The following is a 12681-nucleotide window of genomic DNA, read 5'->3' as shown; positions in this document are numbered from 1 at the left end:
AGCCATGAAAAACAACCATATATTCGGTTTTTCGGTCATTCACCTCATCCTGCTGGGACTGCTCGTGCTGGGCCTGACGTCCTGCGAAGATCCAATCGACATCGATCTGCAAACCGGTCCGACGCAACTCGCCGTCGATGGCTGGATCACCGATCAACCCGGCCCTCAAACCATCAAACTGACGAAAACCACCGGTTACTTCGACGCGTCTCAACCGCCACCGGCCCTGGGTGCCACGGTGATTGTGGCCGACGAAGACAGTGTGATTCACGAATTTATTGACCTGAAAAACAACGGTAATTACGTCTGGACGCCGAAACCGGGCGAAGTATTCGCGAAAATTGGGAAGAAGTATTTGCTGGGCATCCGCTACGAAGGGCAGGAATACATTTCAATTTCCCAGATGAATCCGGTTCCGGCCATCGACTCGCTGGTTTTCCGGGAAGGCAAACCCAATCCCTTTGGGGAGCGGACGGGTTTTCGGGCTGAATTTTACGCCACTGACCTCCCGAATCGGACGGATTATTACTGGATTCGGTCATACCAGAACGGCAAACGGCTCGATGGCACGCAAAACATCGTCGTTTCCTACGACGGTTCGTTCAACGGTTCGGCCAATACCGACGGCCTGCTGTTCATTCGGCCCATCCGGACATCGATCAACCCCGACAGTTTGTATAATATGAATGATTCGGTCAAGGTGGAAGTATTTTCCATCACGCCGGATGCGTTCTATTTCTTCCTGCAACTGAGCACCCAGATCAACAACGGCGGTTTGTTTGCGTCTCCGCCCGCCAACGTGCCGACCAACGTGGTCAACCGGAACGCCAATGGCCCGAAAGCCGTCGGTTTCTTCGGGGTTTCGGCAGCAAGCAGCAAAACCGTTAAAGTGGAACAGGCCAATATTCGGGCGAAGGAGGATTAGCCTGCGGTTTTCCAAAACCGCAGGCACCGGTTTGTGGTTAAGGCAATATGACGCCAACACCAGTCAACATGGGCTATGCCTGTATTAATCTGAGCCTTCAGGCCAGCAAGGTCACCACGAACCGGGGGATGATCAAAAAAACCTTTGCCGAAAAAGGCCTGGGTTACGCTTCCGAACTGGCGCTGAAAAACGTGCAGGATTTATTGGTGATCGTTGATTGGAATATCGCGCACGGTTTCAAGCTGTTCCGCATTTCGTCGGATTTGTTTCCGTGGGCGTCGGAATACCGCATCGCCGAGCTGCCGGACTTCGCCGAAATCCGGGCTACGCTGGAAGAAATTGGCCGTCGGCCCATTCGCCTGACCACGCATCCGGGACCATTCAATCAATTGGCTGGCCAGGGTAACGTGCTGACCAACACCCTGAAGGATCTGGAATACCAGTCGGAATTGTTTGACCTGATGGGGCTTACTCCTTCGCACTGGAACAAGATCAACATTCACGTGGGCGGGACTTACGGCGATAAAACCGCCACGCTGGCGCGGTTTGCGCGCAATTTCAGCCTGCTATCCGCCAACCTGCGCGCCCGCCTGACGGTGGAAAATGACGATCGGCCCAGTCTGTATACCGTGACTGACCTGCTGACGGTTTACGAAGCCGTTGGCATCCCGATTGTTTTCGATTATTTCCACCATTCACTGAATCCCGGTTATCAGACCGAAGAAGAAGCGTTTCTGACCGCTTACGGCACCTGGGATGTCCGACCGGTTTTTCACTATTCGGATTCGCGCCAGCATTGGGAAGATCCCCGCGCCCGCCGGGAAGCGCATGCCGACTGGCTCTACTCGTCCGTCAACACCTACGGGAAGGAAGTGGATATTGTCTTCGAATCGAAAATGAAAGAGCTCGCGGTCATGCGGCTGCGGGGTGAAGATCTGGACCTGCCGCCCGCCGTTCAAAAGCTGATGAAGCAGCAAGCGGATTGAAAACGAGTACAACCTGCCCGACAGTGTGATCAATCAGATTGCCCAAGGCACAGAAACTTCGGTTTCTTCAAGGATTCGGCGGTGAGTAACAAAACCGTCCATATGGAACAAGCAGCTGTTCGGGCGAAGGAAGAGTAAAACCGAGTGTTTGGTAAGTTTGTGTCAATCAGGAGTGTGCCTGATAAGGCTTACTGTAAATCGTGTTGAACTTTGATTCGAAACTCTCCCTTTATTTTCTTGTTATCACTCATCCAGCTTTCAAATTTCCCTTCAACCCAAATGAATCGATCATAGGTCAAATTATAGAAGTACGCCTTTTTCACTTCTAAAAGTCTAGGTCTATCATCTTTTTGAAGAAGGGTAGTATTGGCTTTTCGATAGGTCGTACTAGTATCCAATGGTGATGATGTTGAAATGACGACGCCTTTCTCCCCAATCGGATTATAATCTTTGTCTAACAGCAAGTAATTATAATCTCCACTATCGAAGAGTTTTGTAAAATTCCCTGTGTTCTTCTGATAGTCAGCAGCTTTAAAATAAAAGAGAATTGTCCAGTCAATATTATTAATCGAATCTTTGATCCCTCCTCCCATGCCTACCATATTGGAGTTGTTAATAAAACTACCGAAACTGCTTGACAAAATTATGCCATTTTTACCTTCAACATAGGTTGACTTCTTACCCTCATATTCCACCCGTAGATAAGCGGTACCAATCGGCGGCACTGGCTCCACTGGCTCAATCGTTCGATGACAGCCAGCAATCAGCAACATAAGCAGAAATATACTATGTCTCATTTTAGTATCTGCTTGAAAGGGGAAAGTTATGTAAATATATGATTCTGTTTTTCTTATAATAGAACTACCTTTTGCAATTACTTACTTAATCTTGTTGAATCGCCAGGACAACCCATTTTAGGTAAATGGAAAACGGGACTTCTGTGAACAATTTAGAAACGAAACAGAAATTTATCGATATAATTACTGCTTTCAAAAAGCAGTAATCAACAATTCCGCTTATCTTCTTCAATCGATTAAATGGATAGATTTCCCCGCCAAATCACCGGCGTCTAGAGGATAATAAAAGTCAAAACCGCCACCGCACCTGCACTTTCACCTCGCTCTTGTGCGGTTTGGCAATTTCGTCCAGATCGGAGCCGACGGTTTCCTGTTTTCGGAAATCGGTGCGGCTCCAGCGCAGCCAGACGTCCAGATGCTTGTTCAGGTTATACTGAATCAGCAGGTAATTTCGGATGCCCTTGTTGGCGTAGGCCGGAATCGAAAATGCCGACAACACATCGCGTTCGTAGACGTACTGTCGGCTGTCGTAATCCGCGGTGCTGAACCACGCCAGCCGTCCGCTGAGAGACAATCGTCCGAAATCCGCCGTAGCATCCTGCACGATCGCTACTCCCCTGGAGGATGAAAAACCGGTGTACCGAAAACCGCCCCACTGAATCCGGGTCCGGAACGACCACACGCGCGAGGGATTGTATTCGGCGTTGAGCGCGTAATTTTTCCGCACGGTTTTAACGGTTTCCTTGATTTTGCTGAGCGCCGTCGGCAGATTTTTCTCCTTGTGTTCTTCGTGGTAAATCCCGTAAACCGACCATTTTTTGGTGGGCGAATAAGTCGCCTGCAGCAGGTAATCGTAACCTTGCGACGGTTTGTCAACCAGGTATTTCCACCATGGAAACCGGTAATAATCAACGAAAGTGCCCAGCGTCAGTTTGCGGTAAATGACGTAGCGCAAACCGGTGTAAATACCCCGCTCGTTGCTGTTGCGCGTATTTTCGCCGAAGGCGTTGGCGTAAAAACTATGGAAATTCCGGGCGTAATACCGCCCCAGAAAAGCCGCATCCAGGCGTTTGGTCAAACTGGCGACGGCCCCGCCCACGGCGCCGATTCCGCCACTGGACGAGCGCGCAGCTTCGCCGAAAAAATTGACATTTTGCCAGACATAATTGCCGTGGAGACCCATCACGGTGTTCTGTTTTCCCGTAAACTCGTACCGGTTATAAGGTAAATCGCGTTTTTGCAGGGTTTTATCGAAAACCGTATGCAAAACCGTCGCACCCAGTTGCAGTCGCTGGCCGGTATGGTAGAGCAGGTGCAGGCCCAGATTCTGTTCCAGCAAACTGGCCCGGTCGGCGAGTTCGGCTGCGGTTCGGTGGAGGCCGCTGGTTTGCAGTGAACTGATTTTATCTTCCTGATTTTCAGTATCGATAACCACATTGCCATCGCGCCGGTTGCGGGAAGCCAGCAACGTCATATCCCAGTTCTTGCTGACGGAATACGTCGCCGTCAATCCGCGCAGAAAACCGTATTCACTCAGCGACGAATACGGTCGGCCGCCCAGCGATGGTCGGCGAACGCCCGCGACGGTTTCGGTTCCTTTGCCCAGCGAAAATCCCGACGCCAAAACCAGTCCCTGCCCGATTTGCAGCTGGTAATCACCCAGCAGGACGTTCCGCCAGCGACCCCGGTTCTGAATTTGGGCGTGAAACGAGATGTAGTCGATTCCATACTGGTAACTTCCCGGTTTCCAGCGCAGCGGCTCGCCGGGGTCCTGTTCCAGCGTCAGGCCGAAACTGAAGTCGCGCGGGCGGCTGTAGCGATACCGCACGTACCACTGCTGCCGACTGCCGTCGTAGCGCCGAGCCGGATTGCTGTTTTTGTCGGGTTCGCCCGCCGTGAATCCTTTCTGCTGTTCCAGCACGCGTTCCACCCGCAGGATGAGGTAATGGTCGGTGGGGTTGCGGACCGAAAGGGTGCGGTTTTGGGAATCGACGGTGACAAACGGGAGCAATCGGCGGATAGTTGGCAGGTCGAAATCCGGAACGGCCTGGAGTTCATAAATCGACAGAAAATTGCCGAAGGTTGTGCGGTAATTGAACAGACTGTTGAGTTGGCGCTCGGTCAGCAGATAGGTGGCCGAAAGCTCGTCGCGGGTGGCGGTGTTGAGGTCGAGCGGATTGGCGTAAAGCTGGTACAGATTCTCAGAAACCGACTGGTAATCAATGCCCTCCGTCTGAACCGGAAATAAGTTCTGGATGAAGGTACTGAGGTTGGTCTCCTGTCGGCGGTATTCCTGCGCAGCGGCAACCCGATTCAGCAGCAAAAAACCGGTGAGTAGCCAAACCGTAGAAGTGAATTTCAAATCGTCGTCGCGGTGGGAGAGGCTGTACTGTTACCGGACAGCCCGTTCCGGCTGAAAGACGTTCTTTCAGAAACTTAGACGACAAACACCCTGCGAAGACACACCGACGGAGCGGTTTTGACGAAAACCGCTCCGGGTTATTCTTTTTTGATTACTTCGAGCAAGTCCTGCAAACTCTTCTGCTGCCGTTTGTTCACCTTCGGGTATTCGATTTTCAGGGTTTTCAATTCTTCGACCAGAATTTTGGCCACAATCAGCCGCATGTTTTTCTTGTCGTCGGCCGGAATGACGTACCAGGGAGCTTTTTTGGTGGCGGTTGCGTTGATGGCGTCTTCGTAGGCCTGCATGTACTGTTTCCAGAAACCGCGTTCCACGACATCCTGATCGTCGAATTTCCAGTTTTTCGACGGGTCTTCGATGCGGTCGATCAGCCGGTCACCCTGTTCTTTTTTCGAGACGTGCAGGAAAAATTTCAGTACCGGAAAACCGTTGCGGTTGAGGTAGGTTTCGAAATGGCAGATATCTTTATACCGCTGTTTCCAGACTTTGTCGAGGTCGGCGGTGCGTTCCTCGGGCAGCCGCTGGGTTTTGGTCAGAATCTCGGGATGAACCTTCACCACCAGCACCTCTTCGTAGTACGAGCGGTTGAAAATACCGATGGTGCCGCGCTCGGGCAGCTTGATCAGATTCCGCCAGAGAAAATCGTGGTCGAGTTCCTGGTCGGTTGGCCGTTTGAACGAATGAACGCGCAACCCGAGCGGGTTCACACCCGAAAAAACGTGCTGAATGGTGCTGTCTTTCCCGGCGGCATCCATCGCCTGAAAAATGGTAACCAAACCGTAGCGGTTGTGGGCGTACATTTTTTCCTGCAAATCGTTCAGTTCGGAGGTCAGATCGCTGAGCAGGGTTTCATAATGTTCCTTGCTTTCGTAAAGATCGTCGATTTTGGTGGGGAAATCGGAGATGGAAAAGGGGCCACTTTCCGGAGAGCCGGTAAAACGAAATTGTTCCGTTTTCAGATGCAGGGGTTCGTTCGTAGTATTCAAGGTGTTTTGGTGTTAGTTTACGGATTTTCTGTACCCACGGACTGTTAGTCCGTGTTAAATTTCAGGATACCAGGTGGAAGTGTACCCAGATTCTCACGGACTGACAGTCCGTGGGTACTAAATATCGAACCGTCTTAAACCGGATTCTGTTTAGTAAAAACCGCTGGACTGATTCATTCGTAGGCAGGGAACTCGCTTTTGTTATACCAGTGCAATGTCGGAATAAACCTTTCAATTTCGTACTATGTTTAAACAATCGAATTTAAAACGGCTGGCAGCCTGGTTAATGGCGCTGTTACCAATTATGCCGCTGGTGTCATGTGGTCAGTCAAAACAACAATCATCCGATCGAAAATCCAAAGTTATGAATACGAACAACCCCGCAACAACGCCCGCAGGAGCCGAAAAAGCAACCTTTGGTACCGGCTGCTTCTGGTGTACGGAAGCCATGTTTGAATCGCTGGATGGCGTTTATGACGCCGTTTCGGGCTACGAAGGTGGCACCAAAACCAATCCAACCTACAAAGAGGTTTGCACCGGAAATACCGGCCATGCCGAGTGCGTAGAAATTACGTATGACCCGAAAAAGGTTACATATGCCGAACTGCTGCAGGCCTTTTTCCGCAGCCACGACCCAACGTCCTTAAATCGGCAGGGGGCCGACGTCGGAACGCAATACCGTTCGGTGATTTTTTACCACAATGATGCGCAGAAGCAACTGGCCGAAACCATCAAGAAAGAACTGAACGCATCCGGTGCGTACGACAAACCGATTGTAACTGAAATCAGTCCGGCATCGACGTTCTACGAAGCCGAAGCCTATCACCAGAGCTATTTCGCTAACAATCCGGAGCAGGGCTACTGCTCGTTCGTGATCGCGCCGAAGCTGGATAAATTCAGAAAAGTGTTCAAAGACAAGCTCAAAAATAGCGAGAAGGTAACGTCGAGCCACGAATAAGAAAGTACTAAAAAAGCCCCGGAAGGGGCTTTTTTAGTAGCCAGACAGTTCAGTTTCAATACGTTTCGTATTCGTAATAAAGCGTTTCCTCGACAACGCCGTTCGTTTTCTTGATCCGGCTCGTCGGCAGGTTTGAACCATTATAGGTATACGAATAGGTAACGGCGGTATTGACCGTTGGTCCGGGAGGAAGCGATCCAGTGGTGATGACGCTGGCAGACTGGCTGGAAGCTACATTGTTCGGACTCAGGTTGAACAGATTGGTAAGCCCCCCATAATAGGTTTCGTAGTTATAAACACCACCGGTTGGCAGCGACGCAACCGGACCCGGTGCCGGAACGGCGAATACGCCGTAAAACGGATTCAGCCGGGTGTCGTAAGTATACGTGGTTTCCAATGTGCCATTGATTACGGTTTGTTTCGCATTCGTGGAACTGGTGGCCGTGAAAGACGTCAGGTTGTTATCCGTATAGGCAAAAGTATGGTTTTCAGTATGGGTTAGGCCCGAAGTAGTAAATTGTTTGGTGCTGCTGATCATTTGATTCGCGGCATTGTATGTAGGCGTCAGTACCCAGCTTCCGCCACTGACACCATTGTTGGTATACGTCAGTTCTGAAACCTGCCCATCCGAATTATAGCTGTACATATATTGTTCCTCCGAATCAGAACCGGCAGGCGGATTTGCCACAATCGTTCTTTTGAGCTGACTGAGCCGGTTTTGGGCGTCGTATTGGCAGGTGCTGGTTTCAACGGCTCCCGAGCGGTTGGTTGTGATGGTGCTCAGGCGGCCCTGCGAATCGTAGGCAAACGTGCTAACCGTACTTGTCGGGGCCAAAAGAGTCCTGCCGGCCACATCCGGTAGCTCCTGAGTCAGGGATTTAACGCGCAAGCGACTCGGTTCCGATCCCGGCAGGTGATCGTCACAGGCTGAAAACTGGGTGGCTACCAACAGGCAGGCAGCCCAAAAAAGTAAGCGTTTCGTGAACATTGCTTTGAGTGGTTAGGTAAGAATAGAATCCGTAAAGATTAATGGGTTGAAGACTCGCTGAAAACGGGAAGAGGTTTGTGTAAGAACGCCAATCCGTCTTCCCAAATCCAGTAGAAAGAGCTTGATTAGCAGATTCTTGACGTAAATCAGAGCAGAGCGAAAAAGGTGAATGACCCCGGTACTTTTATCGATTACGTTACCAATCAACGGATTTATTGTAACGCACCTTTACCCCACAATCCGGAGATCATGGGGTAAAGATTGTAAAGACAGCCCGTACAAAAAACGTAAAGGTGGTTATTATAAATGGGGTGGACAGCAAACTTTTTTAACGCAGTAAAGGTGCTTTTTTGCCCGTCAAAACCCTGTCAAATTTGGGACATTTATCACCAAATTTGGGGCATAACACCTAAAACGGGCGAAAAACGCGCCGATTAAGCGTCTTTTTCGCCCTTCGTGATAAATTCGGTAGGGGTTTGGTGGTAGATATCCTTAAAGACCATCGAGAAGTGAGAAGGCGTGTTGAAACCCACCCGGTCGGCCGTCTCGGCCACACTGCTACCGGCCAGCAGGAACTCGGCCGCTTTCCGAATCCGGTACTGCCGGATCAACTCAGCCGGTGCCAGCTGAATCAGGCTCTGAATTTTACGGTACAACGTCTTGCGGTTCATGCCAAGTTTGTCGGCCAGCCATTCCACGCCGATCAGGGGATTATCCAGATGCTGATCCAATATGGCATAAATCCGCATCAGAAACGGATCACTGGTGATCTCCGGAAGCGGAGTCGGCAATTCCGCGGGTAAAACCTTTGGCTCTTCGGGCAGGGCGAACCGTTGCCGGTAAACGTCGCCTAATTTCTGCTGCCGGGTCAGCAGATTCTGGAGCCGCAGCTGCAGTTCGGCCATGCTGAACGGTTTGGATAAATACTCGTCGGCGCCGTGCTGAAATCCCTCAATCCGGCTGGATTGGGCGGCCTTGGCGGTGAGCATGATAACGGCGATATGATCCGTATCCGGATGATTTTTGATGAGCTGGCATAACGCATGGCCATCCAGCCGGGGCATCATGACGTCCGTCAGGACCACATCCGGTAGTTCCGCCTGAACAACTTCCCAGCCCTCCTGCCCATCCACCGCCTGCAGGACGTCGTACGACGGGGCCAGTTCACCGACCAGAAACGCCCTTAATTCTTCGTTATCTTCCACGACCAGGACGCGGGAACGCGGTTGCTCCCCGACCGGTTTGACAACGGCGGTCGAAACCGGCAGAACAACCGGGTCAACCACCGGTAGATTGGCGAACCGATTCATCGCGGGATAGCTAGCCGTGGCCGGTACGGGTTCGACGGGGAGGGTCCAGCGGAAAGTGGCTCCTTCTTTTACCTGGCTTTCCACCGCGATCTTTCCGCCCAGCAACTGAATCAATTCGTTGACCAGCGCCAGCCCCAGGCCCGTGCCCTCGTGGGCGCGGGTGGAGGAGGAGTCGGCCTGATAAAACCGGTCGAAAATATGCGGGAGTTGTTCCGGCGCAATGCCAATACCGGTGTCGGTCAGTTCAAATTCAACCCCCGTCATTTCTGTCTCCGCCCGGATCGGGGTGATGGTCAGAGTGATGCTTCCGCCTGCGCCTGTGAACTTGAGCGCATTCGCCAGCAGGTTGGTCACAATTTTTTCCCACTTATCGGCGTCGAAGACGTACTCATGCGTTGGGAAATGCTCCATCCTGCAGGTGAAGAGGATGCCTTTCTGCTCGGCCGCCCGCTGGAAAATCCCCACGATCTGCTCAATAAAATCGATGACCCGCCCCTGTACGCGCGAAACGCTCATGTGGTGGCCTTCCAGCTTCGACAAGTCCAGCAATTGATTGATCAGCCGCAGGAGCCGTTCCGCATTCTGACGAACCGTGGTAAGGGCCGGACCGTCGAACCGGCCATCCTGGAGCAGCTTGTCCACCGGCGCAATAATCAGCGACAGGGGGGTACGGAACTCGTGGGTAATGTTGGAAAAAAAACGGGTTTTCAGTTCATCGATGGTTTTGAACTGTTCGGCCTGACGGCGATTGAATTCCAGTTCCTGGCGTTGCTGAATCCGGTTGGTCGAAAACCGGATGTAGCCCCAAATGGCCGCACCAGCCAGCAGCGCATACAGGCTGTAAGCCCACCAGGTTGCCCACCAAGGCGGCAGCACAATCAGTTGTACGGATGCTTGCTGTGTTGACCAGAACCCATTGCCATTGGCGGCTTTAACCCGAAACGTATACGTGCCGGAGGGGAGCGTGGTAAAGTTGGCTACGTGGCGGTTGCCGTTCTGCACCCAGTCCTGATTCAGTCCTTCGAGTCGATAGGCATACTGGTTTTTGTCCGGCTGTTCGTAGTCCAGGGCCGCAAAACCAATGGAAAAGAAGGTCTCGTCGTGTTGAAGACGAATCACGCTGTTCGTCAGTGCGCGGGGTTTTTCCATGACCTTCAGATCGGTGATGTAAACCGGAAATGGGCGGTTGTTATCACGAATCTGCTCGGGATTAAAATGGACCACCCCGTTTTCGCTGCCGAAAAACAGTTCGTCGGTGTGCCGAAATACGGCGCTCTGCTTGAAATTATTGCTCGGCAGGCCATCCGACACCTGATAGGTCTGAATATCTCTGGTTTGGGGATTGAACCGACATAAGCCTTCGTTGGTACTCAGCCAGAGGTTTCCAGACTTATCCCCCGTAATGCCAACGATTGTGTTACCGGGTATTCCGTCCGGGTGCGTGACGGCCGTAAACTGCCCCATCTTTTGGTCAAACCGGTTCAAACCGCCCCGGTGCGTTCCAATCCAGATCGTACCGCCCTCGTCTTCGTAAATAGTCCGAACGTCGTTACTGCTCAGGTTGCCCCGGGGACCGGTTGTATAGTGGATCATCCGGCCCGTTTGGAGATTTAAGCGACAAACGCCCATTCGGTGAATCAAAATCCACACCTCCCCGGTCTGGCTCACCAGGAGCCCGTAAACATCTTTGTCGGGAATGCTATTCGGATTTCCCGGTTGATACGGATAATAGGTATATTGGTGGGTGAGCGGATTGAAAGAAGCAAAACCGTTTTCACCCCCAATCCAAATGTCACCTTTTGGCGTCCGATTCATCGACTGTACCGCCAGGTATCGGGCCGGGATTTTTGAGGGATAGGTTTTGTATTGGTCCGTAGCGGGGTCATAATGGACCAGCCCTCCGTAGGATCCCAGCCAGATTCCATCTTTTCCGTCGGGTAAAAAGGCCGTCACCTCGCCGGGCTGCAGACCCTCGATGCTCCGGTTTTCGGGAGCGATTCGATCAAGCTGTTTGCCATCGGCGGAGAGTCGGAACAAAGTCGGGGCGTTGTTGAACCAGAGTCGACCCTGCTTATCTTTAAAAACCGCATAGACCCGGTTTTCGGGCATACTGGCCCGGCGCTCGTTGGGTTTAACCTGATAGGTGACAAAGGGTCTGGTATTCACGGCCTGCCGGTCGATGCCGTTATCGGTTCCAATCCAGATCATCCCGGAGCGGTCGTGAAAAACCGTCTGGGCACTGCTGCTGGCCAGCCCTTTGTATCGATTTGGATCCGATTGGTAAGTAAACACCTGATGGGTAACCGGATTGAGGGCCTGTAATCCGTTGGTTGTACCCATCCAGATAAGCCCGGTCGAATCCTGGTGAACGGTATTTCGCCAGATGTAAGGATTCAGTTTTCCGCCCGGATTATACGGAATCGGCGTCAGGGGCTGGCGGTGCAGATCAATTTTGAAGAGGCTGTAGCCTTCCGTCGAACTCCCCAGCCAGAGAACATCCTGCTGATCAAGGTAAAACGATTGAAAGGCGGGTTGGGTATCCTTCAATCCCGGAACGGTGACCGGGGTATAGCGGCCGGTCGAGCGGTTGAAGAGAAACAGACCCCGCTGCGTGGCTACCCAAAACCGCTGCTGCCGGTCTTCAAAAGCCGTAATGATCGGCACATCGGCAATCGGGGGCGGGTAAAGTGTAAAGTGGTGACGGCCGGGCTCATAGCGAACCAGCCCCGCCCGTGTGCTGATCCAGAGAAGCTGTTGCTGATCCAGGAAGATGGAATGTTGGGTATTCCAGCGATTGGCCTGGGCCGCCTGAATGAGATGCGGAGTAACCAGACCGGTTTTTCGGTTGATTTCGTGTAATCCTCCTCCGTTGGTAATTGCCCAGATCTGGTTCGAGTCGCCCTCGCACAGGCCCATAATGTAGCCATTCTGAAAACTACGGGCAGGCTGGCTGGGATTGGGTTTAAAAACCGTGAAGGATGCACCATCGTATTTATTCAAGCCATCCCCGGTTCCAAACCACATGTAGCCGTCACGGTCCTGCAGAATGGCCGTTACGTAATTATTAGACAGGCCATCGTCCACCGAGAGGTGCTCAAACTGATTGGCTATCGGGTATTTTTCCGGATTGCCAGCGGCCTGATACGGCTGAGCGGATGCCTGCATTAGTAGCAAGACTGTAAGGAGAAGCCAGTACGGGCGTACAATACAAAGGGAAAACAGCTTTGACATTGTGACTACTAGGTATGACCAGCGCAATAATAGTATTAATAACGGGAAAAATATAGCCTGAACGCGATCGGCCTCAGA

At 52.0% G+C, this 12681-nt stretch carries 8 protein-coding genes; 3 read left to right on the top strand and 5 right to left on the bottom strand.

The features are described from left to right. Window positions 1-4: 4 nt before the first annotated feature. Together GJJ30_RS03785 and uvsE are read left to right on the top strand one after the other, a co-directional pair. Window positions 5-925 (top strand): DUF4249 domain-containing protein, encoded by a 921-nt coding sequence (locus tag GJJ30_RS03785; protein WP_154173278.1) that lies wholly within the window; start codon window positions 5-7, stop codon window positions 923-925. 47 nt (window positions 926-972) lie between these two features. Next, window positions 973-1911, top strand: a complete 939-nt coding sequence (uvsE, locus tag GJJ30_RS03780; RefSeq protein WP_154173276.1) for a UV DNA damage repair endonuclease UvsE — start codon at window positions 973-975, stop codon at window positions 1909-1911. Between the two features lie 188 nt (window positions 1912-2099). Here uvsE and GJJ30_RS03775 read toward each other — a convergent pair whose 3' ends face one another. The 3 genes from GJJ30_RS03775 to GJJ30_RS03765 all read right to left on the bottom strand — a co-directional run bounded on the left by GJJ30_RS03775 (window position 2100) and on the right by GJJ30_RS03765 (window position 6116). After that, window positions 2100-2684, bottom strand: coding sequence for a hypothetical protein (locus GJJ30_RS03775; RefSeq protein WP_154173274.1), 585 nt, complete (start codon window positions 2682-2684; stop codon window positions 2100-2102). A gap of 313 nt (window positions 2685-2997) precedes the next feature. After that, the gene (locus tag GJJ30_RS03770) at window positions 2998-5070 is read right to left on the bottom strand and encodes a ComEA family DNA-binding protein (RefSeq protein ID WP_229312931.1); all 2073 of its coding nucleotides are present in this window, start codon (window positions 5068-5070) and stop codon (window positions 2998-3000) included. Between the two features lie 137 nt (window positions 5071-5207). After that, window positions 5208-6116: a polyphosphate kinase 2 family protein gene (locus GJJ30_RS03765; RefSeq protein ID WP_229312930.1), complete on the bottom strand. Its 909-nt coding sequence runs from the start codon at window positions 6114-6116 to the stop codon at window positions 5208-5210. 364 nt (window positions 6117-6480) lie between these two features. On the opposite strand from GJJ30_RS03765, the gene msrA reads away from it, so the two are divergent. Continuing rightward, the gene (gene msrA / locus GJJ30_RS03760; RefSeq protein ID WP_154173272.1) at window positions 6481-7074 is read left to right on the top strand and encodes a peptide-methionine (S)-S-oxide reductase MsrA; all 594 of its coding nucleotides are present in this window, start codon (window positions 6481-6483) and stop codon (window positions 7072-7074) included. A 55-nt stretch (window positions 7075-7129) separates the two neighbouring features. On the opposite strand, the gene GJJ30_RS03755 is transcribed toward msrA, so the two are convergent. Beyond that, entirely contained in the window at window positions 7130-8062 is a 933-nt protein-coding gene (locus GJJ30_RS03755; RefSeq protein ID WP_154173270.1) for a DUF4595 domain-containing protein, read from the bottom strand. 434 nt (window positions 8063-8496) lie between these two features. Beyond that, window positions 8497-12537 carry a hybrid sensor histidine kinase/response regulator transcription factor gene (locus GJJ30_RS03750; protein WP_154173488.1) on the bottom strand — a complete coding sequence of 1347 codons (4041 nt, stop codon included), beginning with the start codon at window positions 12535-12537 and terminating at the stop codon, window positions 8497-8499. Window positions 12538-12681: the final 144 nt, after the last annotated feature.

The sequence above is a fragment of the Larkinella terrae genome, from assembly GCF_009668025.1.
Lineage (GTDB): Bacteria > Bacteroidota > Bacteroidia > Cytophagales > Spirosomataceae > Larkinella > Larkinella terrae.
The sequence above is the reverse complement of the archived record's forward strand: the minus strand, read 5'-3'. Positions and strand labels throughout refer to the sequence as shown.

Coding starts and splice junctions, on each gene's coding strand:
- GJJ30_RS03785 (WP_154173278.1), top strand. CDS start 5: ATGAAAAACAACCATATATTCGGTTTTTCGGTCATTCACCTCATCCTG.
- uvsE (WP_154173276.1), top strand. CDS start 973: ATGACGCCAACACCAGTCAACATGGGCTATGCCTGTATTAATCTGAGC.
- GJJ30_RS03775 (WP_154173274.1), bottom strand. CDS start 2,684: ATGTTGCTGATTGCTGGCTGTCATCGAACGATTGAGCCAGTGGAGCCA.
- msrA (WP_154173272.1), top strand. CDS start 6,481: ATGAATACGAACAACCCCGCAACAACGCCCGCAGGAGCCGAAAAAGCA.
- GJJ30_RS03755 (WP_154173270.1), bottom strand. CDS start 8,062: ATGTTCACGAAACGCTTACTTTTTTGGGCTGCCTGCCTGTTGGTAGCC.
- GJJ30_RS03750 (WP_154173488.1), bottom strand. CDS start 12,537: ATGCAGGCATCCGCTCAGCCGTATCAGGCCGCTGGCAATCCGGAAAAA.